Source organism: Sphingomonas sp. Leaf28 (assembly GCF_001421685.1).
Classification (GTDB): Bacteria; Pseudomonadota; Alphaproteobacteria; order Sphingomonadales; family Sphingomonadaceae; genus Sphingomonas; species Sphingomonas aurantiaca.
Genome location: NZ_LMKX01000010.1, coordinates 253,385 through 278,579, shown reverse-complemented (window position 1 = coordinate 278,579; position 25,195 = coordinate 253,385). Strand labels below are relative to the sequence as shown.

Below are 25,195 nucleotides of genomic sequence, written 5' to 3'. Positions count from 1 at the left end.
TCGAGATCGGCAAGCACCTTTTCGACTTTAATGTGAAATTCTGTCGAAACGAGATTCCGCTTGGAGACTCGACCCATAGAACATTACAAGAACACCGTGAACGAGTCTTCCGCCCTGATCGCCCGCCTCAAGCGGATCGCCACGATGGGAATGCCGATTCAGGCCGACGACCGGTCCGCCGATAGTTGGCTGGCACAGGGTATGCCGCCCGCGCAGCTGCACGAGGTTTTCGCGACGATGGACGACGCCGCCTGCGGTGCGGGGTTCGCGGTCGCCTGTGCGCTGGTGGGCGGCACGGCGCCGGTGATGTGGCTGCGCACCGAGGCGAGCGAGCGCCAGGGCGGGCGGCTGCATGCCGGCGGGCTAGTCGAGATCGGCCTCGACGTGTCGTCGCTGGTGCTGGGCGTGGTCGAGGACGAGGCGAGCCTGTTGCGCGCCGCGGCCGATGCCGCGCGGTGCCCCGGATTGGGGATGTTGCTAATCGAATCCTGGGGTCGGGCGCCCAAGATCGACCTGACCGCGACGCGGCGGCTGATGCTGGCGGCCGAGGCATCGGGCGTGACGATCCTGAGCCTGCGCATCGGTGCCGACCCGGTCCCGAGCGCGGCGGCGACGCGCTGGCAGGTCGGCGCGCTTCGCTCGCGGCCGCTGGAGGCCGATGCACCGGGCAAGCCTGCCTTCGATATCGAATTGCTGCGTCGACGCGGAGGCCAGGCCGGGCTTCGCTGGCGTGTGGAGTGGGACCGTGACACGTATATCTTCAACAAACTCGCTGCTGAAACCGCCGCCGGCGACACCGCAGACGCCCCGCTCGCCGTCGTCCCGATCGGAGCCGGGGATCCCGCGGCGCTATCTCGCGCTGGTGTTTCCGTGGCTGCCGATCGAGCGGCTGCGGACGATGCGGCCGCATCTGTTCGTCGGACGGGATGAGACCCCGGTCGCCTTTGTCGAGACGGTGGCGGGCGGAATCCGGCTGAAGGCGCTCGACCGCGCGGCGGTGCGCGCGGGGCTGGAGCTGGGGCTGACGCTGGCGGATGCGCGCGCGCGCGTTCCCGAGCTCGAAGTCTATGACCATGATACGCATGCCGATCACGAATGGCTCGAGCGGCTGGCGGACGGGTGCCAGCGCTATACGCCCTCGGTCGCGCTCGACGCGCCCGACGGGCTGATCCTCGATATCGCCGGGTGCGTGCACGAGTTCGAGGGCGAGCGCCGGCTTGCCGCCGATCTCGAGGACCGGCTGGCGCGCCGCGGGCTGCTGGTGCGCCATGCGTTCGGCGACACGCCCGATACGGCGCGCGCGCTGGCACGCTATGCCGGTGCGCCCGCCCCCGATGAAAAGCGCGCGGTCAAGCGGTTGCCGGTCGCCGCACTCGGGCTCGACGAGGATGCGACGACGGCGTTGTGCCGGGCCGGGCTGAAGACGGTCGGCGACGTGATGGCGCGCCCGCTGAGCGTCATCGCCGCGCGGTTCGGCGAGGAGGCGGCGATGATGATCCGCCGGCTCGACGGATCGGTGAAGGGGCCGATCGTCGCGCGGCGCACCGTGGCCAAAATCGGCGTCGAGCGCCGCTTTGCCGAACCGATCACGCGGACCGACTATGCGCTGGAGATACTGGCCGAACTGGCCGGAGAGGCGAACATCCAGTTGACCGAGCGTCACGAAGGCGGCCGGCGGTGGGAAGCGCGGCTGTTCCGGGCGGACGGGCTGGTCCAGCGGCTGCGGATCGAGACGGGCCAGCCGACGCGCGACGTGGCGCTGCTGATGCGGCTGTTCCGCGAGCGGATCGACAGCCTGGCCGATCCGCTCGATCCCGGGTTCGGCTACGACCTGCTCCGGCTCGACGTCGCGCTCGCCGAGACACTCGATGCGTCGCAGTTGAAGCTGGAGGGCGGCGAGGCGCAACGGGGCGATGTCGCGCAGCTCGTCGACCAGCTCAGCACGCGGCTGGGCCGGACTCGCGTACGCCGGTTCTCGGCGCGCGACAGCCATATTCCCGAACAGGCCGAGCTGATGCTGCCCGCGGCCGAGACCCCTGCCCCGACCGCATGGATCACCCCCGAAAAGGGCGAGCCCCCGCTCCGTCCGATCTATCTGTTCGATCCGCCGCAGCCGATCGAATCGATGATGTCCGAGGTCCCCGACGGCCCGCCGCACCGCTTTCGCTGGCGCCGCACCGTCCACGACGTCGCGCATAGCGAGGGGCCGGAGCGGATCGCGGGCGAATGGTGGCGGCGCGAGGATATCCCGACGCGCGATTATTACCGCATCGAGGACCGGCGCGGCCGCCGCTTCTGGATCTTCCGCCACGGGCTGTATTCGGAGGTGGAGACGCCGCGCTGGTATCTCCACGGCCTGTTCGCGTGATGCGTATCGATCGCCTCTCGCCATGACCCGCTTCGCCGAACTGGTCGCGGCGACCAATTTCTCGTTCCTCGACGGGGCGAGCGATGCGGGCGCGATGGTCGGCCGCGCGGTGGAGCTCGGGCTCGGCGGGATCGGGATCGCCGATCGCAACACCGTGGCGGGCGTGGTCCGCGCGCATCAGGCGTTGAAAAAGGCGCGCGACGGTTTGCTGGGCATGGCGATGCCGCCGATCGACTTCCGGCTGGTGGTCGGCGCGCGGCTCGTGTTCGCGGACGGCACGCCGGACATCATCGCCTATCCCGCGACGCGACTTGGCTGGGGGCGGCTGACCCGGTTGCTGACGGTCGGCAATCGCCGTGCGGAGAAGGGCGGCTGCCTTCTCGGGCTCGGCGACCTGATCGCGCATCACGCGGACATGATGCTGGTGGTGATGCCCGAGACCAGCGCGCGCGGTGCGACGCCGGTGTCGCCGCTGCCCGAGGGCGATGCGCTGCCCGAACGCCGCGAGCGCGACCTGCCGACGGTGCTCCGGGCGGTGAAGCGACTGGGCGCGGACTCGGTCTGGCTCGGCGTGACGATGCCGCGCGGCGGTCGCGATCGGCGGCGGCTGGCACAGTTCGGGCGGATTGCGGATGCGGCGGGCGTCCCCGTGCTGGCCACGACCGACGCGCTCTATGCCTATCCCGACGATCGCGACCTGCACGACGTCGTCACCTGCATCCGCGAGCGCACGACGATCCACAAGGCGGGGCGGCTGCTCGCGGCGAATGGCGAGCGGCATCTGAAGCCCGAGGAGGAGATCGCCCGGCTGTTCCGCGATCGCCCCGACGCGGTGGCGCAGAGCGCGCGGCTGCTGGGCCAAATCGCCTTCACGCTCGACGACCTGAAATACGAATATCCGCACGAGCCGATTCCGGCGGGGTGGGACGCGCAGGCGTGGCTCGAGCATCTCGTCTGGCAGATCGCGCTCGACCGCTACGATTATCTCGTGCCGGCCAAGATGCTGAAGCTTTTGTACGAGGAGTTCGTGCTGATCCGCGAGCGCAAATACGCCTATTATTTCCTGACGGTGCACGACATCGTCCGGTTCGCGCGCGCGCAGGACCCGCCGATCCTGTGCCAGGGGCGCGGCTCGGCGGCCAATTCAGTGGTGTGTTACCTGCTTGGCGTCACGTCGGTCGATCCGATGAAATACGACCTGCTCTTCTCGCGGTTCGTCTCGAGCGAGCGCGACGAGCCACCCGATATCGATGTCGATTTCGAGCATGAGCGGCGCGAGGAGGTGATGCAGTATATCTATCGCCGCTATGGCCGCGAGCGCGCCGCGATCGCCGCGACCGTCATCCATTACCGCCCCAAGAGCACGGTGCGCGAGGTCGGCAAGGCGCTGGGCCTGACCGAAGACGTGACTCAGCGGCTGACAAGCACGGTGTGGGGGAGCTTCTCGAGCCGGTTCCAGGAACAGCGCTTTGCCGAAACCGGGTTCGACATCGAAAACCCGGAGATCTCGCGGCTGCGCGGGATGGTCGACCGGCTGCTCGAATTCCCGCGCCATCTGTCGCAGCATGTCGGCGGGTTCGTGCTGACGCAGGGCCGCCTCGACGAGATGGTGCCGATCCACAACGGCGCGATGGAGGACCGCACCTTCATCGAATGGGACAAGGACGATATCGACGCGCTCGGGCTGATGAAGGTCGACATCCTCGCGCTCGGGATGCTCACCTGTATCCGCAAAAGCTTCGACCTGATGCGCAAGCATGGCCACGGCGACCACCTGCTCGACACGATCGCGGTCGCCGAGGATCCGCGCGTCTACGACATGCTGTGCAAGGGCGACAGCATCGGCGTGTTCCAGGTCGAGAGCCGCGCGCAGATCAACATGCTGCCGAGGCTCCGCCCCCGCGTCCTGTACGATCTGGTCGTGCAGGTCGCGATCGTCCGGCCGGGGCCGATCGAGGGCGATATGGTGCATCCGTATCTCCGGCGACGCAGCGGCAAGGAGAAGGTCGAGTTCCCCTCGCCCGATCCGAAGTTCGGGCCGCCCGACGAGCTGCAGCAGCTGTTGCGCTTCACCTACGGCGTGCCGCTGTTCCAGGAACAGGCGATGAAGCTGGCGATCGTCGCGGCGGGGTTCACGCCGAACGAGGCGAACCAGCTCCGCAAGTCGATGGCGACGTTCCGCAAGGTGGGCGGGATGGACAATTTCCAGACCAAGCTGGTCGGCGGGATGGTCGCGCGCGGCTATCAGGCGGAGTTTGCCGAGCGGTGCTTCAAGCAGATCGAGGGGTTCGGCTCGTACGGCTTCCCGGAGAGCCATGCGCTGTCGTTCGCGCGGCTGGTCTATGTGTCGTCGTGGATCAAATGCTTCCACCCCGCGGTGTTCTGCTGCGCGCTGCTCAATTCGCAGCCGATGGGGTTTTATGCGCCCGCGCAACTCGTGCGCGATGCGGTGGAGCACGGCGTGACCGTGCTGCCGGTCGATGTGAATGCGAGCGGATGGGACAATGTTCTCGAATCCTCCCCGGCACGGGGAGGGGGACCACGCGAAGCGGGGTGGAGGGGGGCTTCCGCAGACGGATCGCTTGCGTCTGCCACTGTTACAGACGGAGCACTTGCGTCTGCCACCCTTCCGGGCGGGACGTCCGCGGCGCCCCCCCTCCACCATCCTGCGGATGGTCACCCTCCCCGTGCCGGGGAGGATTTGCGGCTCGGGTTCCGGCAGGTCGACGGGTTCCGTCAGGACTGGGCCGACGAGATCGTCCGCGTTCGGACCACGCCGTTCGCCAGCATCGAGGACCTCGCGCGCCGCGCGAACCTGCCGCAGCGGGCGATGAACCTGCTCGCCGATGCCGACGCGTTCCGCTCGGTCGCCAAGCCGCGGCGCGAGGCGTTGTGGGATGTCCGCCGGACGCCGCCCAAGCAGCTTGCGCTGTTCGCCGCGGCGGAGGTGCCCGAACTTGGCGAGGAGCCCGACGCGCATCTGCCGGCGATGCCGCTGTCCGAACAGGTGGCGGCGGATTACCAGACGACGCGGCTGTCGTTGAAGGCGCATCCGATGAGCTTTCTGCGCGCGCGGTTCGCAGCGGAAGGCATCCTGTCGAGCGCGCAGGCCAACGCGACCAAGGACGGCCGGCGCGCGAAGGTCGCGGGCGTGGTGCTGGTCCGCCAGCGGCCGGGCAAGGGCAATGCGATCTTCGTGACGATCGAGGACGAGACAGGGGTCACCAACGGGCTGATGTGGGCGCGCGATTTCGAGGCGAACCGGCGCGCGGTGATGGCGTCGCGGCTGATTGTGCTGGAGGGCGTGATCCAGCGCAGCGAGGAAGGCGTCACGCACCTGATGACCGCGCGCGTGCAGGATCGCAGCGACATGCTGCGGCTGTTGTCGGAGGATCATGCGATGGAGCCGCCGCTGGCGCGCGTCGACGAGGTGATCCGGCCGGTGCTGACGCGGAGTCCGGACGCTCGCGCGCACCACCCGCGCGCGACACACCCTCGCGATGTGCGCGTCCTGCCAAAGTCGCGCGACTTTCATTGATGGCGTGGCCGGTGCTGCAACCAACCCCCAGCTTCCCGCCGTCACCCCAGCATAAGCTGGGGTCTCATGGTGTGGCGCTCGTCACGTGCCACGTGACATACCCCAGCTTTCGCTGGGGTGACGGGTTTGGGATGGTAGATGCCGCGACGGCCGGGCGCGCATTGTCCTTCGCCCGCGACATTCTGAAAGCTGGCATTCGCGGCGTCCGCCCCCCAAATAGCGCATCTGGATTACACGGGAGTTGAACTTGGCCACGCTTGGAATGTCCCCCGCGGAGAAGGACGCCGTCGAAGCGTTCCGTCGCGATGTCGTCGAACCGTCGATGACGAAGCTCGTGATCATCGATTTCTGGGCGGAATGGTGCGGGCCGTGCAAGGCACTGACCCCGACGCTGGAGAAGGTCGCCGCGGATTATGCCGACAAGGGCGTCGTGCTGGCCAAGGTCGATACCGACAAGAACCAGTTCATCGCCGCGCAATTCCAGATCAAGTCGATCCCGACCGTCTATGCGATGTTCCAGGGCCAGCTGGTCGCCGACATGACCAGCGCGCGCACCGAGTCGCAGTTGCGTGTGATGCTCGACCAGTTGCTCAAGCAGCTGCCGATCGAGGCCGGGCCGGCGGATCCGGCCGCCGATGTCGAGCCGCTGATCGCGATCGGCGAAGAGGCGCTTGCCGCGGGTGATGGCGAGCGCGCGCTGGGGCTGTTCCGCGAGATCGCCGAGATCGCGCCCGAGCATCCGCAGGTCCATGCCGGCTTCGTCCGCGCGCTGGTCGCGACCGGGCAGCTCGACGAGGCGAGCGACTGGCTGGCGAATCTCGATCCGGCGATCGCCAAGGATCCGACGATCCACCGCGCGCAGGCGGCGCTCGCGCTCGCGCAGTCCGCCCCGCCGGTTGCGGACCTGTCGCCGCTGCTCGCTGCGGTCGAGGCGAACCCCGACGACCTCGACGCCCGGTTCGCGCTCGCCAACGGCCAGATGGCGGCGAACGACCGCGATGCGGCGGCGGACACGTTCCTCGGCATCATCGCGACCGAGCGCGACTGGAACGAGGGCGCGGCGCGCGCGCAGTTGCTCAAGCTGTTCGAGGTCGTCGGGCTCGAAGACCCCTGGGTCTCTGGACAGCGACGGCGTCTGTCTGCGATCCTGTTCGGATGACCACCGAGTCGCCCCCCCGCGCCACCCCTCCACGCACGACGGCGCGACTGTCGATCTTCCCGCTGCCGGGGGCGCTGCTGTTCCCGGGCATGCACCTGCCGCTGCACATGTTCGAGCCGCGTTATCGGGCGATGATCAGCGATGCGATGGCGCGCGACCGGCGGATCGGGATGATCCAGCCGCGGGGCGGCCCGCATGACGATGCCGACGCGCTGTACGACATTGGCTGCGTCGGCAAGATCGCCGAGGTCGAGGCGCTCGACGACGGGCGGTACAATGTCGTGCTCGAAGGCATCGCGCTGTTCCGGATCGTCCGCGAGCTCGACGTGACGACCGCGTTCCGGCAGGTCGAGGCCGAGCTGCTGCCTTTGGTTGAGGATGACGCCTTGTCGCTCGGGCGGCGGTCGTCGCTCGAGATGGAATCGCGTCGGTTCGCGGACATGCAGGGCTATGCGGTCGACTGGGATGCAGTCGGGCGGCTCGACGACGAGAGCCTGGTCAACGGCATCGCGCAGATCGCCCCGTTCGATTCGGCGGCCAAGCAGGCGCTGCTCGAGGCGCCGGACATCGAACACCGCGCCGAGCTGATCATCCAGCTGATGCAGTTTTTCGGGCGGCACGACGGCGACGAATCGGTGACGTTGCAGTGAGCGCGCTCGACCCCTGGCTGCTCGAGCGCCTGGTCTGCCCGATGACGCGCACGCCGCTGCGCTATGACGAGCCTGCACAGGAACTGGTGTCCGAAGCGGCGGGCCTCGCCTATCCGGTCCGCGACGGCGTTCCGGTGATGCTGGTCGAGGAAGCCCGACGGATCGACGCCCCCGCCTGATGCACTTTGCCGACCGTCGCCTGCTGGTTCTCGGCGCGGTCTGGGGGATCGGCCTCGTCGCATCGGGCTGGGCACCGTTCGATCGCGCGACGTGGTGGATGGAGATCGCCCCCGTGCTGATCGCGTTCCCGGTGCTGGTCGGTCTGCGCCGCCGCTTCGTCTTCACCGACCTCGCACTGCTGTTGATCGCGGCACACGGCCTCGTGCTGATGCTGGGCGGCGCCTATAGCTATGCGCGCGTGCCGATCGGGTTTGCGGTGCAGGACTGGCTGCATCTCGCGCGCAATCCCTATGATCGGTTCGGGCATCTGATGCAGGGATTCGTACCCGCGATCGTCCTGCGAGAGGTGCTGGTGCGGACCGGCGTGATCGCTACGGGCCGGGTGCTGGCGATCACCGTGCTCGCTTACTGCCTGTCGGTCAGCGCGCTGTACGAGCTGATCGAGTTCGGGGCCGCGGTCGCGCTCGGCCAGGGCGCGGACGCGTTCCTGGGGACGCAGGGCGACCCCTGGGATACGCAATGGGACATGCTGATGTGCCTGATCGGCGCCGCGCTGGCGCTGATCCTGCTGTCACGGCCTCATGATCGGCAGATCGCCCGCCTCAGATCGTGAGGCCCTGCAACAGCTTGGGCAGGTCGCCGCTCTCGCCGCGAGCCTCGGCCATGAAGCGATTTTTGAGCGGCGGGATCGCGTTGACCGCGCTGATCCCGAAACGCCGGACCGCGCTGGCGGTCTTGCCCGGCAGGCCGAACAGGCGGGTCAGCGTGTCGGTCGCCGCCGCGGTCATGAACGTGTCGAGCCCACGCCAACGCTGGTAGCGCGCCAGCAGCGCCGCATCGCCGAGATCGAGGCCGAGGCGCTTGCCCTCGACCAGCACTTCGGTGAGCGTCGCGACGTCGCGGAAACCGAGGTTGAGGCCCTGCCCCGCAATTGGGTGGATGCCGTGGCCTGCGTCGCCGACCAGCGCGAGCCGCGTGTCGGTGATCCGCGCGGCGTGGTGGAAGCCGAGCGGGTAGGACGAGCGCGGCGTCGCCATCGACAGCGCCCCGAGGAATCCGCCCATCGACTTCTCGGCTTCGGCTAGGAATGCGCGGTCGCCGAGCTTCAACATGCCGGGGGCGTTCTTCGCGTCGACCGTCCAGACGATCGCCGAGCGGTGGCCGTCGGCGTCATCGGGAAGCGGGAGCAGCGCGAACGGGCCGCTCGAGTAGAAGATCTCGTAGGCGACGTCGTCGTGCGGGCGTTCGTGGTGGAACGCGGCGATGATCGCGGTGTGATCGTACGACCAGCGCGCGATGGTGATCCCCGCGGCCTCGCGAGTCGGCGAGTTGCGGCCCTCCGCGGCGATCAGCAGCGGGGCACGGATCACGGCGCCCGAGTCGAGCGTGACCGTCACGCCCGAGTCGGCGCGGTCGACCGACGTCGCGCGCGTCGTCATGCGCAGATCGACATTGGCGGCTGCGGTGGCGGCGTCGAACAGCGTGCGGCGGATCAGCTTGTTCTCGTACATCGTGCCGAGCGCGCCATCGTCGGCGGCGGGGACGAAATCGAGCGCGCCCGGCTCCAGCCCGTCGCTGACGCGGATCTGGCGGATCGCACAGCCCTGCCCCGCCAGCGTCGCGCCGACGCCGATCGCGTCGAGCATCCGGTGGCTCGCGCTCGCCACCGCCGACGCGCGGCCGTCGAAGCCCGGCGCCAGCGTCACCGCGGGGTCGGCGGGGTCGATCACGATCGTCGAGATGCCGTGCACGTCGAGCGCCACGGCGAGCGTCGCGCCGACCAGCCCGCCACCGAGGATGATTACATCTGTGTCCATGACGCCGCTCTATCCCGCCAGCCGGTCGCTGCCAACGCCGATCCGGGCGCGGTTTAACCCGTGTTGTCCGCGCGCGACCGCGCATTGCCGGCGGGGTCGGCTTGACGTCCGACCAGCCCAGCGCGATGCACTAACCCTATTATAGTGATTCTGGAGAATACGGGTCATGGCCAGCCGCGCGCAGCCAGCCTTGTGGCGTGAGACGGTGAAAGCGGGTGCCGTCCGCAGCGGTGCGCTGATCGCGGCGATCGCGTTGTTCGTCGGCACGCTGCTGATGGCGCTGGCGCTGGCGAGCTATCACCCGAGCGACCCTGCGCTCAACACCGCCTCGGGCGGCTCGCCGGCCAATCTGGTCGGGCCGCCGGGCGCGTGGTTCGCCGATATCGCGCTCACCCTGTTCGGCCCCGCGGTGGCGCTGCTGCTGCCGATCGGGCCGATCCTCGGGCTGCGGCTGTGGCGCGATCTGCCGCTGGGCCACTGGGTGCGGATGCTGCGCGGCGCGGCGATCGGCGTCGCGCTGATGGCGAGCGCGCTGGCGTTCGTCTCGGGCTCGTCGGTGCTCGCGCTGCCCGCCGGATGGGGTGGCGTGATCGGGCTGTCGGTCGCGAGCGCGGTTCACTGGGCGCTGAGCTTTGTCGGCGAGCCTGTCGCCGAGCTCTGGTCCGCGCGCGCGATCGGGCTGGTCGCGGCGATCGCCGGCGCGATCGTCTGGGGCAAGAGCATCGAGATCGATCTCGGCGAGCGCAAATGGCGCTTTCCCCGCCGCAATCGCACCGAGGCGCTCGGCTATGACGGCTTTGCGGAGATCGACGAGGACGACGACGAGCCGCTGACGCTGACGCGCAAGCCGGTCGAGCCGCGCGCGCTCGCCGAGCCCGATCCGCGCCCTGCCCCGGTCATCGCCGATCGCCAGACTGCGCCGTCGCAGGCGAAACCCAAGGAGCGCCAGTCGTCGCTCGACCTGCGCGACAATTTCACGCTGCCGAGCCTCGACCTGCTGACCCCGTCGCCGCCGAGCCAGGGCAATGTCGTCGACAAGGCGGGGCTCGAGCGCAACGCAAGGCTGCTGGAGAACGTGCTCGACGATTTCCACGTGAAGGGATCGATCATCGAGGTGCGGCCGGGCCCGGTCGTGACGATGTACGAGCTGGAGCCCGCGCCCGGCATCAAGGCGAGCCGCGTGATCGCGCTGGCCGACGATATCGCGCGCAACATGTCCGCGATTTCCGCGCGCGTCGCGGTGATCCCGGGGCGCAACGTGATCGGGATCGAGCTGCCCAACGCGCGGCGCGAGGCGGTGTCCCTGCACGAACTCGTGGGCAGCCAGACGTTCGAGGACCAGTCGGCACAGCTGCCGATCATCCTGGGCAAGAACATCGCGGGCGATTCGGTGATCGCCGATCTGGCACCGATGCCGCATCTGCTGGTCGCGGGTACGACGGGGTCGGGTAAGTCGGTCGGCCTCAACAGCATGATCCTGTCGCTGCTGTACAAGCTGACGCCGAACCAGTGCCGGATGATCATGATCGATCCGAAGATGCTCGAGCTGAGCATGTACGACGACATCCCGCATCTGTTGTCGCCGGTCGTCACGGACCCTGCAAAGGCGGTGCGCGCGCTGAAATGGGCGGTCGAGACGATGGAGGATCGCTATCGCCAGATGTCCTCCGTGGGCGTGCGCAGCCTTGCCGGCTTCAACGACAAGGTGCGCGGGGCGAAGGCCAAGGGGCAGCCGCTCGGGCGGAAGGTGCAGACCGGCTATCACCCTGACACCGGCGCGCCGATGTACGAGGAGGAGAAGCTCGAATACGACGTGCTGCCGCAGATCGTGGTGATCGTCGACGAGCTCGCCGATCTGATGATGACCGCGGGCAAGGAGGTCGAATTCCTCATCCAGCGGCTCGCGCAGAAGGCGCGCGCGGCGGGCATCCACCTGATCATGGCGACGCAGCGGCCGTCGGTCGACGTCATCACAGGCGTCATCAAGGCCAATCTGCCGACGCGGATCAGCTTCCATGTCACGTCGAAGATCGATTCGCGTACCATCCTGGGCGAACAGGGTGCCGAACAGCTGCTCGGCAAGGGCGACATGCTCTACATGCCCGGCGGCAAGGGCATCGTCCGCGTCCATGGGCCGTTCGTGACCGATGACGAGGTTCGGCTGGTGGCGGATCACTGGCGATCGCAGGGGCTGCCCGACTACATCTCGTCGGTGACCGAGGAGCCCGAGGAGAGCTTCGCGCTGGAGGGATCGCCGACCGGTGAGGATTCGGCGGAGGACCAGCAATATCGCCAGGCGATCCAGCTGGTATGCGAGTCGCAAAAGGCGTCGACCTCGTGGCTGCAGCGGCAGTTGCGGATCGGGTATAACTCGGCCGCGCGGTTGATCGAGCGGATGGAGAAGGACGGCATCGTCGGGCGGCCCGATCATGTCGGGCGGCGCGAAGTGCTGCGCGATACCGAGGGGCATGCGATCTAGGGACGCGGTGCAATCCTCCCCCGCCAGGGGGAGGTGGCAGGCGTCAGCCTGACGGAGGGGGCGGACAGGAATGGCCGCCGTTCCGTGTCCTCCCCCTCCGTCGCCTTCGGCGCCACCTCCCCCTGGCGGAGGAGGATTGGCGGGACCTGCGACCGTTTCGCCGCATGCGACATGACGGAGGGTTTCGGACGAACGAGGTGCGGTCTACGGGGGAAACACAAGTTACGGACGACAGGTGGGATTGATGGGGTATCGGCGGTTGGGCGTGGCGGCGTTGGCGCTCGCGATATCCGGGCAGGGTTGGGCGCAGGACACCGCGAAACAGACCCCCGGCAGCACCGCCACCGACACGCAGCACCGCCCCCGTTCAGGCGTCCGCCGCGACAGCGATCTGTCTCCCTCCGCGCTGACCGCGGATACGCGCCGCACCCCGCCGCCCGGGCTGTTCGCCGACTGGTTCGATATCCGCAAGAAGCTGGCGGACCGCGGTATCGGGCTGAGCGCACGCTATGCCTCGGAAAGCGGCTATAATTTTTCGGGCGGCGACCGGAAACTGCTCCGCGAAACCGGGCAGTTCGACGTCGGCATGTTGCTCGATCTCGACAAGGTCGTCGGATTGAAGGGCGGCGCGTTCCAGGCGACGCTCACCTACCGTCGCGGTCGCGATCTTGGTGCCGACGCCAATCTGGGCGTGCTGCAACAGGTGCAGGAGGTCTATGGCCGCGGCCAGACGCTGCGCCTGACGCAATTCTGGTACGAGCAGATGCTGGGCGAGAAACTCGAGCTCAAGATCGGGCGGACCAATCCCGGCGAGGATTTCGCGGTATTCTCCTGCTATTTCCAGAATCTGAGCTTCTGCGGTGCGCAGCCGGGCAATCTGGTCGGCGATTACTGGCAGAACTGGCCGGTCGGCCAATGGGGCGCGCGGCTGCGCTACGACGTCAACGACCACCTCACGCTGAAGACCGCGGCGTATGAGGTGAACCCGCGCAACCTGGAGAAGGACTTCGTGATCGGCCGGTTCCACGGCGCGACCGGCGCGCTGATCCCGGTCGAGGCCGAATGGCGGCGCGGCGACGATGATGGCCGGGTCGGCGCGTACAAGGTCGGCGGCTGGGTCAACACGTCGAACGGCAACGACGTGTACTACGACGTGAACCGCCAGCCGATCGCGATCACCGGCATGGCGCCGCTCCGCCACGACGCGCGCTACGGCGTGTATTTCAACGTCCAGCAGCAGATCACCGGCACGTCGAAGGACGGCAAGTCGGTGACCGGGCTCAGCGTGTTCCTCAACGCGACGCAGGCCGATCGCGCGACCTCGACGACGGACAACCAGGTCGCCGCGGGGCTGTTCTACAAGGGGCTGGTCCCTTGGCGACCGGGCGACATCCTGGGCATCGGTGTCGCGCGGACCAATGTGAACGGGCGCGTCGCGAAGGGACAGGCACTCGATCCGACGCGGCCGGCGGTGCAGGATGCGGAATATGCGTCGGAGATCTATTACAGCGTCCATCCGACCAAGTGGCTGGAATTACGGCCGAACGTGCAGTTCATCCACAATCCGGGCGGCGTGCATGATGCAAATGACGTCGCCGTGCTCGGGTTGAAGGGGGCGATCACGCTGTAGGGGGCGACGGTCCTCGCGCCCTCCCCGTCATCCTGACGAAAGTCAGGATCCAGAGTAATATCCGCCGCGCTGCTTGATCCTGGGTCCTGACTTTCGTCAGGATGACGAAGTACCGAATTCAGTGGCGGTTCAAGCGCGGGCCGGCAATTGTCCGCGCTTCAAGGAGATTTCGATGTTCAATACCCGCCCCGCGGTGATCGCGACGATCGCCGCCCTCTCGGTCGCCGCCGTCCCCGCCCCTGCCGTCGCGCAGGCGAGCGGCGATCTCGCTGCCGTCCAGAAGCATCTCCAGTCGGTCGAGACGATGACCGCCAGTTTCTCGCAGGCGGATCGCAACGGCAAGGTGCTGACCGGCGTGCTGACGCTGAAGAAGCCAGGCAAGCTGCGCTTCCAGTACGAGAAGGGCGTGCCGATCCTGATCGTCGCGGAGGGCGGCGCGCTGACCTTCATCGATTATTCGGTGAAGCAGGTGCAGCGCTGGCCGATCAAGAACTCGCCGCTGGGCGTGCTGCTCGATCCGACTCGCGATATCACGCGCTATGCCAAGCTGGTGCCCGGCTATGACCAGCGGATCGTATCGGTCGAGGCGAACGACCCCAAGCACCCCGAATATGGCCGGATCACGTTGGTGTTCGTGCGCAACGCGGGCGCGCCGGGCGGGCTGATGCTGCAGGGCTGGGTCGCGCTCGACAGCCAGAACAACCGGACGACGATCCGCCTGACCAACCAGAAATTTGGCGACGCGGTCAGCGACAACACCTTCCGCTGGAACGATCCGCGCCGCACGGGTGGAAGAAAGTAACAAAACTTTCGCGTCATTCATGCCAGCGACAGGTTTCGGTCCCTAGAGAGTGGGCCGCGGATGTGGGGCATTCGGGATTTTTCCCCCTGTTGCCCGGATGGTTTCTCCACAGTCTGCCTGCGTGACGAACGCTGAGTCGGCCCTCGCTCCATGCCCCCGGAGCGGGGGTCATTTCATGTGAAGGGCGGCGCGAAAAAGCATTTTGCGCGACTCGCCCGAACACGGCCGACGGGCCCCCTCTTTCTCTAGGGCCCGGTCGACGACAGCGGCTTTGCCGATGGCGCCTTCTACCGTCTTCGAAGCTCGAGACGCTTGCTTGTCCCGCCCCCCACGCGACGCTACATCGCGGCTGTGAAAATCGCCTCCTGGAACATCAACTCGGTCCGGTTCCGGATCGCCATCGTCGAACAGTTTCTGCGCGACGAGCAACCCGACATCCTGTGCCTGCAGGAAACCAAGGTCATCGACGGCGACTTCCCGTTCGAGGCGTTCCGCGCGCTGGGTTACGAGCACATCGTCCTGCACGGCCAGCGGATGCACCACGGCGTCGCGATTCTCAGCCGCGTGCCGATCGTCGAGGACGACCGGTTCGACTGGCAGGCAAACAGCGAGGCGCGTCATGTCGGCGTCCGGCTGCCCAACGGCGTCCGGCTGGAGAATGTCTACATCCCCGCCGGCGGCGACGTGCCCGACCGTGAGGCGAACCCCAAATTCGGCCAGAAGCTCGATTTCCTCGAGCGGATGACGACCTGGTCGGAGACGCTCGCGGGGCCATCGATCCTGGTCGGCGATTTCAACATCGCGCCGCTCGAATCGGACGTGTGGAGCCACAAGCAGCTGCTCGACGTCGTCAGCCATACGCCGATCGAGGTCGAGGCGCTCGCGCGGTTGCAGGCGGCGGGCGACTGGGTCGATCTCGGTCGTCGCTTTCACCCGGCGCCCGCGCGGCTCTACACTTGGTGGAGCTACCGCGCGAAGGACTGGGAGGCGTCGGATCGCGGGCGGCGGCTCGATCACATGTGGGCGACCGGTGTGGCCGCAGACGCCGCGGTCGAGCACCACGTGTATGAGCGGTGCCGCAGTTGGCTGAAGCCCTCCGACCACATCCCGATCCTCACCGAGTTCGCGTTTTGAGCGATCCGCGCGCTGCGGCTCGTGCGGTGGACGCATTGCGGCGCGGGTGGCCGATCGCGATCGACGGGCTGGTCCTGCTCGCGGTCGAGACGGCGGACCCGACGCGACTTGCAGCGTTCGATCCGAACGCGACGGGTGGGGTGCTGATCTCGTCGGGGCGTGCCGCGACGTTGAAGCTGGCGAACCAGCTGGCCGCGGCGGATCCGACCGAGCCCGTGCTGGTCGATCGCGCGCCGTGGATCGACTTTGCCGCGGCGACCGCGCTGGCCGATCCGCAATTCGACTTGGCGACGCCGATGAAGGGGCCGTTCCGGACGATCCCGGTCGCCGATCCGCAGGCGGCCGCGGCGGCGCTGCGGCTCGCGCGGATCGCCGGGCTGTTGCCCGCCTTCTTCCTCGGCACCGGCGAGCCCGAGGTGGCGATCGCCCATGCCGATATCGACGCGCACGAGGATGCGACTCGCCTGACTCTCGCGACGCGCGCGCGGCTGCCGGTCGAGGGCGCAGAGGATGCGGAGATCGTCGCGTTCCGCAGCCCCGAAAGCGGCGACGAACATATCGCGTTGCTGATCGGCCAGCCCAATGGTGAGCCGCCGCTGGTCCGGCTGCATAGCGAGTGCCTGACGGGCGACGTGCTCGGCAGCCTCAAATGCGATTGCGGGCCGCAGCTGCATGCCGCGATCCATGCGATTCGCGACAGTGGCTGGGGTATCCTGCTGTATTTGCGGCAGGAGGGGCGCGGGATCGGGCTGGTCAACAAGCTGCGCGCCTATGCGTTGCAGGATCAGGGCTATGATACGGTCGATGCGAACACACGGCTGGGCTTTGCGGTCGATGCGCGCGATTTCGGCGTGGCGGCGCGGATGCTGACGTTGCTCGGGCAGCGCGAGGTGCGGTTGCTGACGAACAACCCGGCCAAGGTCGCCGGGCTGGCGGCGGCGGGCGTGACGGTGATCGAGCGCGTGCCGCATGTCCTGCCGTCCAATCCGCATAACGCGCAGTATCTCGCGACGAAGCGCGACCGCACGGGGCACCAGTTCTGACCGACATCCCGCCTTCCAGGCGCCTGATCGTCGTGTTCGGCGCGGCCGTGCGTCCCGACGGCAGCCCGAGCCCGACGCTCGCGCGGCGGATCGCATTCGCGGCGGCGGCGGCAGCGCGCTATGTCGATGCGGACCTGTTCTGCTCGGGCGCGAAGGGCGCGCATGGGCCGTCCGAGGCGTCGGTGATGGCGGACGTTCTGGCCGAGACGGTCGACCGGTCGCGGATCCATCTCGACGAGGCAAGCGTCGATACGTTGCAGAGCGTGGTCGCCGCGACCGCGTTCGCGCGGGCGGGCGACTATGCGCAGTGTATGATCTGCACCGACGGCTATCACCAGCCGCGGATCCGCATGCTGTTCACGATGCTGGGGATGCCCGCGAGCGCGATCCATGTGCCGCATGGCGGGAGCCGTCGGTATCAGCTCAAGATGCGGACTCGGGAGGCAGCGGCGATCCCGTATGACCTAGTGGCGGGGATCGGCGCGATCTGGCGGCGTAAGCGGGGCTAACCGCTACTGCGGACGCGGCGCTTTCCGTCTGCGCATTTCTCAAGCGGGCACCTCCCCGGTGAAGGCCGGGGTCCAGTTGGGAAGGCCGATGTAACGAAGGTCCGTCCGCCGTTTTTGCCGTTCCCCAACTGGACCCCGGCCTTCGCCGGGGGGGTGGCATTGTCCCCGACGTCAAGAACCGGGGTCCGGCTTATCCCAGCAGTCGCGCGACGTCGTCGAAGCTGTCGGCCAGCGCGTCGACGCCGATCGCCTTCAGCCGTGCGCCATGGTCTGCGTTGCAATGCGAGCCCGCGGACAGGCCGATGACATAGCCGCCCGATGCCACCGCGCCGGTCGCGCCGACGGGGGAGTCTTCGAGGATCGCAGCCCGCGTGATGTCGACGCCGAGCTGGCGCGCGCCGAACAGGTACAGATCGGGCGCGGGCTTGCCGTTCGTCACATGCTCGCGGCCGCTGTAGAGATGGTCGCCGAACGCGTCGCGCAGGCCGATATGCTCGAGATGGCGCGCGATCCAGCTGACCGGGCTCGACGAGACGATCGCCTTGGGCAGGTCGGCGGGGAGCGACCGGACGAACGCCACCGCCCCCTCGATCGCGTCGACGCCCGCGGCCATGACGCGCGCGTCCTCGGCTCGCCGCGCGGCGTAGAACGCGTCGGGGAGCGGCCGGTCGATCCAGCGCTCGATCGCGTCGATGAACTGCGGCCCGGCGAGTCCCATGAAGTTCGCCATCGATTCGTCGGCGGTCGTCGGATGGCCCGCGGCGGTGAGCCACTCGGCGATGTGGCGGTTGCCGACCGCTTCGCTGTCGATCAGGACGCCGTCAAAGTCGAACAGCAATGCGTCGAACGTCATGCCGCGACGCCCCGCGCACCGAACAGCGCACTGCCGATGCGGACATGCGTCGCGCCGATCGTCACCGCGGTCTCGAAATCGTCGGACATGCCCATGCTGAGCCCGGTCAGCCCGGACTCGCGCGCGAGCTTGGCGAGGAGCGCGAAATAGGGTGCGGGTTCGATATCGGCGGGCGGCAGGCACATCAGCCCGGCGATCGGCAGCCCGGCGGCGCGCGCTTTTTCGAGCAAAGCGGGCAGATCGGCAATCGCGCAGCCGCCCTTTTGCGGTTCGTCGCCGATATTGACCTGGAGGAAACAGTCGGGGCGCCGATCGCCCGCGGCCATCGCCTTGCCCAGCGCCTCGACCAGCGAGGGGCGATCGACCGCGTGGATGCAGTCGAACAGCGCGACCGCCTCGGCGGCCTTGTTCGACTGGAGCTGGCCGATCAAATGGAGCTCGACGTCGGGATAGGCCGCGCGCAGGGCGGGCCATTTCTCCGCCGCCTCCTGAACGCGATTTTCGCCGAATACGCGCTGGCCCTGTTCGAGCAGCGGCACGATCGCGGCGGCGGGGTGCGTCTTGGAGACTGCGATCAGCGTGACGTCGCTCACGCGGCGATCGGCGATGTCGGCGGCCTTGGCAATCCGGTTGCGGATGGACTCGAGCGGCGTGGTGTCGTCAGATGTCATGGCCCGCGCTATAGGCAGCGACGTGTCGGTCCGAAAGCCCATCCCCGAGCGCTGGTTGATGACCGACGAGCGGATGGGCGACGCCTTGTGGCCAGCACTCCGGCGATTGCCGCCCGGATCGGGCGTGGTATTCCGCCATTACGCGACACCGGCGGCGGCGCGACGCGTGCTGTTGCGGCGGGTTCGACGGCTGGCGCACGCGCGGCGACTGGTGCTGGTAGTGGCCGGGACCTCCACGGTTCGCACCGACGGCGTTCATGGTGGCGCACGCACGCGCGGGATCAGGACGTGGCCGGCGCATTGCCGGGGCGAGGCCTTGGCAGGCGAGCGCGCGGGGGCCGATGCGCTGTTCGTGTCGCCGGTCTACGCGACGCGATCGCATGAGCGCGCGGTTGGGTTGGGTCCGGCGCGGGCCGTTCGGATCGCGCGTGGGCTCGGTACGAAGGTCGTGGCGCTGGGCGGGATGGACGCGGCGCGGTGGCGACGGATCCGGCGGTTCGGGTTCCATGGCTGGGCCGCGATCGATGCGTGGATGCGCTAGGGTCGCGCGAGATCGTCGCCCGGTAGCCGGCAAGCCCCTCCCGTCATCCCAGCGCAAGCTGGGATCTCATGGTTGGGCGAGTGTCACCAGCCACGAGGGATACCCCAGCTTGCGCTGGGGTGACGGGCTAAGGTGAAGTGAAGCGGTATCGTTTTGCATTCAGCAAACCACCGTTACCACGCTTAGAAGCGGAAGGCGGTGCCCAGATAGACGGCCTGGCTGTCGCGGCGGTCGTCATCGACCTTCACGAAGCGTTCGCGGTCCGAGCGGTAACGGACGCCGGCGGTCACCGCCAGGTTCCGCGTCAGCGCGTAGGAGCCGCCGAGATCGACCGAGTAGCTCGGCATATCCTCGATCAAGTGCGGCGTGTTCGGCAGCGGACGATCGGCGGCAGCCTTGACGGTACCGCTGAACCGCTTGGCGCTGTAGCTGATCGCCAGATCGGCCGCCTGGCGGCTGCCCGGCAGGCCGCCGAGATCGAGCTTGTTCACATCACCCGAGATCGCGAACCGCTTCCAGCCGACCGACATGCCCAGATTATACGCGATCGGCGCGATGCCGACGGTCGGCGTCGTCGATGCGAGGCTGGCCGTGTTGGCGACGCCGCGGTTGGTCTGCGCACGGACCGCGACGGTCACCGCGCGATTGTCCTGCCGCGTTTCGGCGGGGGTGAAGCGGAACCGGCCGGCGTCGAAGCCGCCGCGCGCGAACATCGCGGCAAGGCGGGGATCGGCGGCGGCGGGGGTGAACGATCCGATGCCGCGGACGGCAGCGACGTTGCGCTTGGCGATCCGAGCGGGCTGTTCGCTGGCGCCGAAGGCGGGCGCGACGATGGCCGCGGTGGCGACAAGCGCCCCGGCAACCACCCCGACAATACCCCCACGCGTCATCACAACGAATTTGTCCTTCGAATCCCGTAATCGGATCCTGTTAAACAGCACCTAACATGAATTGATCCGTAGCAAAGGCCGCAGACCTACGCATTATCCCCCATCGTCACCGAATTGTCCGACAGTGTTGCAATCAGCACACAGATCGCTGCGATAGCGCTACCGATCGGGGCCCGCTCCGCTGCCGAAGCGATCCCCGCGCCGACGCTCGTCTGCCTGTGTGGCGTCTGCTTGCGGGCGCGCGGGCACGCCTGTAGAGCAAGGGCTGATTTTCTTGCCAGGATGATGCCCATGTTCCGCCGCTCGCGTATCGCAGTCGTGCTGTTTGCCCTGCCTCTCGTCGCATGCGGCGGCGGTTCCGCCCGTCCCAAGGCCGATCTGGCGGCTTCGAAGATCACCACGATCGGCGTGAACAGCTATCTGTGGCGCGCGAGCCTCGACACGCTGGGCTTCATGCCGCTGCTCCAGACCGATTCCAACGGCGGCGTGATCGTCACCGACTGGTACACCAACCCGCAGACCCCGACCGAGCGCATGAAGGTGACCGTGTCGATCCTCGATCAGGATCTGCGCGCCGATGCGCTGCGCGTCGCCGCCCTCCGCGAAGTCAATCGCAACGGCCAGTGGGTGTCGTCGCCGGTCCAGGCCGCGACCACGCAGAAGCTCGAGGATATCATCCTGACCAAGGCTCGCGACCTGCGCCGCGCCTCGATCGCGGGCTGAGGACACACTCATGGCGTCGCGTTTCAATGCGTTGAAGGCGGACGCGGCGTGGCAGAAGGTCTGGGACGAGCGCAAGACGTTCGCCGCTGACGATTCTTCGACCAAGCCGCGTTCGTACGTGCTCGAGATGTTCCCCTATCCGTCGGGGCGCATCCATATGGGGCATGTCCGGAACTACACGATGGGCGACGTGCTCGCGCGGTTCCGTCGGATGAAGGGCATGGAAGTGCTCCATCCGATGGGCTGGGACGCGTTCGGCATGCCCGCCGAGAATGCGGCGATGGAAAAGGGCGTGCATCCGGGCACCTGGACGCGCGCCAACATCGCGACGATGAAGGCGCAGCTCAAGCGCCTCGGCTTCGCGCTCGACTGGACGCGCGAACTGGCGACGTGCGAGCCCGATTATTACGGGCATGAACAGGCGCTGTTCCTCGACCTGTTCGCGGCGGGGCTCGTCTATCGCAAGGAATCGGCGGTCAACTGGGATCCGGTCGACATGACCGTGCTCGCCAACGAGCAGGTGATCGACGGGCGCGGCTGGCGATCGGGCGCGCTGGTCGAGCGGCGCAAGCTGTCGCAGTGGTTCCTCAAGATCACCGACTTTGCCGACGAGCTGGTCGACGGGCTCGGCGCGCTCGAGCATTGGCCCGACAAGGTCAAGCTGATGCAGGAGAACTGGATCGGCCGCAGCCAGGGGTTGCAGTTCAAGTTCGCGCTCACTGCTCCCCTCCCGCTTGCGGGAGGGGTCGGGGGAGGGCCTGACACGACCGCGGCGACGGCGATTGGGGAGGCCTCCCCTACCCTGACCCCTTCCGCAGGCGGGAGGGGAATCGATTCGGTCGACGTGTTCACGACTCGTCCCGACACGATGTTCGGATCGAGCTTCGTCGCGGTCGCCGCGGATCATCCGATCGCGCGCGCGATCGCTGAGACGAACCCAGATGCGGCTGCGTTCATCGAACTCTGCAAGCGCGGCGGCACCACCGCGGCGGAGCTCGATACGCAGGAGAAGCTGGGCTTCGACACCGGCATCCGCGCGACGCATCCGCTCGACACGACGTGGCAACTCCCCGTCTACATCGCGAACTTCGTGCTGATGGACTACGGCACGGGCGCAGTGTTCGGCGTGCCCGCGCACGACCAGCGCGATCTGGATTTCGCGCGCAAATACGACCTGCCGGTCAAGCGCGTCGTCTCCGAAGGCGATGACGAGGCTCCCGTGTTCGTCGGCGACACCGCCTGGACGGGTGCCGGCGCTCTGGTGAACTCGCACTTCCTCGACGGGATGGATATCGAGGACGCCAAGCGCACCGTGATCGAGCGCGCCGAGGGCGAAGGCTGGGGCAAGGGCACGACCGTGTTCCGCCTGCGCGACTGGGGCGTCAGCCGCCAGCGGTATTGGGGCACGCCGATCCCGATCATCCACTGCGACGCGTGCGGCGCGGTGCCGGTGCCCAAGGACCAGCTGCCGATCGTGCTGCCCGAGGACGTGTCGTTCGACATCCCCGGCAATCCGCTCGATCGCCATCCTACGTGGAAGAACGTCCCCTGCCCGTCCTGTGGCGGCGCAGCACGGCGCGAGACCGATACGCTCGACACGTTCGTCGATTCGTCGTGGTATTTCATCCGCTTCGCCAGCCAGCCGGATGCGAAACCGTTCGACCGGACGGGCGCGGAGAAGTGGCTGCCGGTCAACCAGTATATCGGCGGCGTCGAGCATGCGATCCTGCACCTGCTCTACGCGCGCTTCTGGACGCGCGCGCTGAAGCATATCGGCATGCTCGACATCGCCGAGCCGTTTGCCGGGCTGTTCACGCAAGGCATGGTCACGCACGAGACGTACAAGTCCGCGGACGGGCGCTGGCTCGGCCCTGACGATGTGCGCGACGGCATCGAGATCGCGACGGGTGACGCGATCACCGTCGGTCGCATCGAGAAGATGTCGAAGTCGAAGAAGAACGTGGTCGATCCCGAGCCGATCGTCGACCAGTACGGCGCCGACGCGGTGCGCTGGTTCGTGCTCTCCGACTCGCCGCCCGAGCGCGATCTGCCCTGGAGCGAATCAGGCATCGAAGGCGCGTGGCGGTTCGTCCAGCGTCTCTGGCGTCTGATCGAGTCCGACGACGCGGCCAAAGCCGAAGGTGAAGACGTGGCGTTGCGCAAGCTCTGCCACCGGACGACGGTCGGTATCGAGAGCGATATCAATGCCTTGCAGTTCAACAAGGCCGTCGCACGGCTATATTCGCTGTGCAGCGCGATCGAGAAGGCTCCCCCCTCCGCGGATCGCGAAGAGGCGGTCCGCACCCTGCTGCTGCTCGTCAGCCCGATGGTCCCGCACGTCGCCGAGGAAGCCTGGGCGACCGCAGGTAACGACGGCCTGATCGCCGACGCCGCCTGGCCGATCGTCGATCCGGCGATGCTGGTCGACGACGAGGTCACGATCGCGGTGCAGGTCAACGGCAAGCTGCGCGATACGCTGGTGTTCCCCAAGGGCGCGCCGAAGGACGCGGTCGAGGCGGCCGCGCTAGCCTCGGAGAAGATCGTCCGCCTGCTCGAGGGCAAAGCGCCCCGGAAAGTGATCGTCGTGCCCGACCGTCTCGTGAACATCGTCGCATGAAGCGGCTGGCGATCCTCGGCGCGCTGGCGCTGGCACCGCTCTTGTCCGGCTGCGGGCTGCATCCGCTCTATGCGGGCGGCAGCAGCGGTCCGGTCGCGGGCGCGCTCGGCCAGGTCGAGATTGCGCCGATCGCGGGCAAGAATGGCTGGCTGATGGCGACCGCGCTGCGCGACCGGCTGCCCTCGAACGGCGCGCCGGCGCTGTACCGGATCGATATCCGCCTCGACGACCAGATCAGCGGGCTCGGCGTGCGGACCGACGACAGCGTCTCTCGCGAACGCCGGACGCTGCGCGCGCGCTATCAGCTCGTGCGGATCGGCGACAATTCGGTGCTGCTCGATGCGACCGCGGGATCGGATGCCGGCATCGACGTCGTCCGCTCCGAATATGCGACGATCGCGGCCGAGAACACCGCGCTCGAACGTCTGTCGGCGATCGTCGCGGACCAGATCGTCGCGCGCATCGCGCTGTACGCGCGCAATACGCCTGCCGTCGCCGCGGCGCAGGGCACCGCACCGGCGAAGTGAAGGCGTCCGCGGGCCAGATTCGCGGTGCGCTGGCCAAACCGGGTGCGGAGATCCGCCTCTACCTGCTGCACGGCCCCGACGAGGCCGGCGCCAGCGACCTCGCACGCCTGCTCGCCAAGGCGATGGGGGCGGATGCCGAACGCGTCGATCTCGACGGATCGACGCTCAAGAGTGATCCCGGCCGGCTGACCGACGAGGCTGCGTCGCTGTCGCTGTTCGCGGGCGCGCGGTTCGTCCGCGTCGCCTCGGCGGGGGAGGAAAGCCTCGAGGCGTTCACCAACCTGTTGGCCGCGGAGCGTGTCGGCAATCCGGTCGTCGCGATCGCGCCAACGGTCAAGTCGACCGCGAAGATTGTCAAGCTCGCGATCGATTCGCCGCGCGCGATGGCGTTCGCCTGCTACGCCCCCACCGCGCAGGATGCCGAGCGGCTGGCGACGACGATCGCGGGCGAGAACGGGCTGCGTCCTGCCCCCGGCGTCGCGCGACGGCTGGTCGACACGACCGGCGGGGATCGCGCGGTCATTTCTCGCGAGATCGAGAAGTTGGCGCTGTACCTCGACGCCGCGCCCGATCGGCCGGCGGACCTCGATCATCATGCGCTCGACGCGGTCGGTGCAGACTTGGGCGACGCGGAAATGAGCCGCGCGATCGATGCGGTGATCGAGGGACGAGTCGACGATCTCGGCGCCGAACTGGCCGTGCTCGAAGAGGCGGGGACGTCGCCGATCCCGTGGCTCCGCCAGCTCGTCCGCCGCCTGATCGCGCTGGCCGACATGCGCGGCGAGATCGACCGGGGGGACTCGGTCGATGCGGTGATGAAGCGGCACCGGGTGTTCTTCAAGGAGGAGGCGAGCACTGCGCGCTCGCTGCGCCGCTGGACGCCCGTCATGCTCGCGACGGCGATTCAGAGGGTCCGGACTGCCGAGCGTGCGATCATGGCGTCGGGGAATGCCGGCGGGGTTGTGGCCGAGGCGGCTGTCGTCGCGCTGTCGCAGGCGATCGCACGGCGTAACTAGCTCGCCGGCGCGTCGTTCCTTTGGCCGTCCTCCCCACAACCACCCCCA

General features: G+C 68.0%; 22 protein-coding genes. 18 read left to right on the top strand and 4 right to left on the bottom strand.

Annotation, left to right across the window (positions count from 1 at the left end):
- The first annotated feature begins 96 nt into the window (after positions 1 to 96).
- The 7 genes from ASE79_RS16790 to ASE79_RS16760 all read left to right on the top strand — a co-directional run bounded on the left by ASE79_RS16790 (position 97) and on the right by ASE79_RS16760 (position 8,508).
- Positions 97 to 930 carry an ImuA family protein gene (locus ASE79_RS16790; RefSeq protein ID WP_056419301.1) on the top strand — a complete coding sequence of 278 codons (834 nt, stop codon included), beginning with the start codon at positions 97 to 99 and terminating at the stop codon, positions 928 to 930.
- Positions 899 to 2,368, top strand: coding sequence for a Y-family DNA polymerase (locus tag ASE79_RS16785; protein ID WP_235517020.1), 1,470 nt, complete (start codon positions 899 to 901; stop codon positions 2,366 to 2,368). The genes ASE79_RS16790 and ASE79_RS16785 overlap by 32 nt, the downstream gene beginning before the upstream one ends.
- Before the next feature lie 22 nt (positions 2,369 to 2,390).
- Positions 2,391 to 5,906, top strand: a complete 3,516-nt coding sequence (locus ASE79_RS16780) for an error-prone DNA polymerase (RefSeq protein ID WP_056419299.1) — start codon at positions 2,391 to 2,393, stop codon at positions 5,904 to 5,906.
- A gap of 262 nt (positions 5,907 to 6,168) precedes the next feature.
- Positions 6,169 to 7,065 (top strand): tetratricopeptide repeat protein, encoded by an 897-nt coding sequence (locus ASE79_RS16775; RefSeq protein ID WP_056419294.1) that lies wholly within the window; start codon positions 6,169 to 6,171, stop codon positions 7,063 to 7,065.
- A complete protein-coding gene (locus ASE79_RS16770) occupies positions 7,062 to 7,715 on the top strand; it encodes an LON peptidase substrate-binding domain-containing protein (RefSeq protein WP_056419292.1) in 654 nt (217 codons plus the stop codon). Before ASE79_RS16775 ends, ASE79_RS16770 begins: the two co-directional genes overlap by 4 nt.
- Positions 7,712 to 7,894 carry a Trm112 family protein gene (locus ASE79_RS16765; protein ID WP_082445394.1) on the top strand — a complete coding sequence of 61 codons (183 nt, stop codon included), beginning with the start codon at positions 7,712 to 7,714 and terminating at the stop codon, positions 7,892 to 7,894. The genes ASE79_RS16770 and ASE79_RS16765 overlap by 4 nt, the downstream gene beginning before the upstream one ends.
- On the top strand, positions 7,894 to 8,508 hold the full coding sequence (locus ASE79_RS16760; RefSeq protein ID WP_056419286.1) for a DUF2238 domain-containing protein: 615 nt from the start codon (positions 7,894 to 7,896) through the stop codon (positions 8,506 to 8,508). The genes ASE79_RS16765 and ASE79_RS16760 overlap by 1 nt, the downstream gene beginning before the upstream one ends.
- On the opposite strand, the gene ASE79_RS16755 is transcribed toward ASE79_RS16760, so the two are convergent.
- Positions 8,498 to 9,712, bottom strand: coding sequence for a UbiH/UbiF/VisC/COQ6 family ubiquinone biosynthesis hydroxylase (locus ASE79_RS16755; RefSeq protein ID WP_056419283.1), 1,215 nt, complete (start codon positions 9,710 to 9,712; stop codon positions 8,498 to 8,500). The genes ASE79_RS16760 and ASE79_RS16755 overlap by 11 nt on opposite strands.
- Positions 9,713 to 9,878: 166 nt before the next feature.
- Here ASE79_RS16755 and ASE79_RS16750 point away from each other — a divergent pair, with 166 nt between their 5' ends.
- From ASE79_RS16750 to ASE79_RS16725, 6 genes are all read left to right on the top strand, one after another.
- Complete coding sequence (locus ASE79_RS16750; protein WP_055874972.1) at positions 9,879 to 12,191, top strand: DNA translocase FtsK; 2,313 nt, start codon at positions 9,879 to 9,881, stop codon at positions 12,189 to 12,191.
- A 244-nt stretch (positions 12,192 to 12,435) separates the two neighbouring features.
- Entirely contained in the window at positions 12,436 to 13,821 is a 1,386-nt protein-coding gene (locus ASE79_RS16745; protein WP_056419278.1) for a carbohydrate porin, read from the top strand.
- Positions 13,822 to 13,993: 172 nt separating this feature from the next.
- Positions 13,994 to 14,623, top strand: coding sequence for a LolA family protein (locus ASE79_RS16740; RefSeq protein WP_056419737.1), 630 nt, complete (start codon positions 13,994 to 13,996; stop codon positions 14,621 to 14,623).
- 351 nt (positions 14,624 to 14,974) lie between these two features.
- Complete coding sequence (locus ASE79_RS16735; RefSeq protein WP_056419275.1) at positions 14,975 to 15,757, top strand: exodeoxyribonuclease III; 783 nt, start codon at positions 14,975 to 14,977, stop codon at positions 15,755 to 15,757.
- Positions 15,754 to 16,800, top strand: coding sequence for a GTP cyclohydrolase II (ribA, locus tag ASE79_RS16730; RefSeq protein WP_056419272.1), 1,047 nt, complete (start codon positions 15,754 to 15,756; stop codon positions 16,798 to 16,800). The genes ASE79_RS16735 and ribA overlap by 4 nt, the downstream gene beginning before the upstream one ends.
- A 32-nt stretch (positions 16,801 to 16,832) precedes the next feature.
- Positions 16,833 to 17,309, top strand: coding sequence for a YdcF family protein (locus tag ASE79_RS16725; RefSeq protein ID WP_056419269.1), 477 nt, complete (start codon positions 16,833 to 16,835; stop codon positions 17,307 to 17,309).
- 190 nt (positions 17,310 to 17,499) lie between these two features.
- On the opposite strand, the gene ASE79_RS16720 is transcribed toward ASE79_RS16725, so the two are convergent.
- On the bottom strand, positions 17,500 to 18,162 hold the full coding sequence (locus tag ASE79_RS16720; protein ID WP_056419267.1) for an HAD family hydrolase: 663 nt from the start codon (positions 18,160 to 18,162) through the stop codon (positions 17,500 to 17,502).
- Positions 18,159 to 18,833, bottom strand: a complete 675-nt coding sequence (locus tag ASE79_RS16715) for a YggS family pyridoxal phosphate-dependent enzyme (protein WP_056419264.1) — start codon at positions 18,831 to 18,833, stop codon at positions 18,159 to 18,161. The genes ASE79_RS16720 and ASE79_RS16715 overlap by 4 nt, the downstream gene beginning before the upstream one ends.
- On the opposite strand from ASE79_RS16715, the gene ASE79_RS16710 reads away from it, so the two are divergent.
- Entirely contained in the window at positions 18,832 to 19,374 is a 543-nt protein-coding gene (locus ASE79_RS16710; protein WP_056419261.1) for a thiamine phosphate synthase, read from the top strand. The genes ASE79_RS16715 and ASE79_RS16710 overlap by 2 nt on opposite strands.
- A 182-nt stretch (positions 19,375 to 19,556) precedes the next feature.
- Here the strand turns inward: ASE79_RS16710 and ASE79_RS16705 are convergent, their stop codons facing one another.
- Positions 19,557 to 20,264 carry a hypothetical protein gene (locus ASE79_RS16705; RefSeq protein WP_199861046.1) on the bottom strand — a complete coding sequence of 236 codons (708 nt, stop codon included), beginning with the start codon at positions 20,262 to 20,264 and terminating at the stop codon, positions 19,557 to 19,559.
- A 291-nt stretch (positions 20,265 to 20,555) separates the two neighbouring features.
- Here ASE79_RS16705 and ASE79_RS16700 point away from each other — a divergent pair, with 291 nt between their 5' ends.
- Genes ASE79_RS16700 through holA form a run of 4 tightly spaced genes read left to right on the top strand, consistent with a single transcriptional unit; the run spans position 20,556 to position 25,147 of the window.
- Complete coding sequence (locus ASE79_RS16700) at positions 20,556 to 20,987, top strand: DUF3576 domain-containing protein (protein WP_056419732.1); 432 nt, start codon at positions 20,556 to 20,558, stop codon at positions 20,985 to 20,987.
- Positions 20,988 to 20,997: 10 nt separating this feature from the next.
- Positions 20,998 to 23,604, top strand: a complete 2,607-nt coding sequence (gene leuS / locus ASE79_RS16695; RefSeq protein ID WP_056419254.1) for a leucine--tRNA ligase — start codon at positions 20,998 to 21,000, stop codon at positions 23,602 to 23,604.
- A complete protein-coding gene (gene lptE / locus ASE79_RS16690) occupies positions 23,601 to 24,131 on the top strand; it encodes an LPS assembly lipoprotein LptE (RefSeq protein ID WP_056419252.1) in 531 nt (176 codons plus the stop codon). Before leuS ends, lptE begins: the two co-directional genes overlap by 4 nt.
- Positions 24,128 to 25,147 (top strand): DNA polymerase III subunit delta, encoded by a 1,020-nt coding sequence (gene holA, locus ASE79_RS16685; protein WP_056419249.1) that lies wholly within the window; start codon positions 24,128 to 24,130, stop codon positions 25,145 to 25,147. Before lptE ends, holA begins: the two co-directional genes overlap by 4 nt.
- The last annotated feature ends 48 nt before the right edge of the window (positions 25,148 to 25,195 follow it).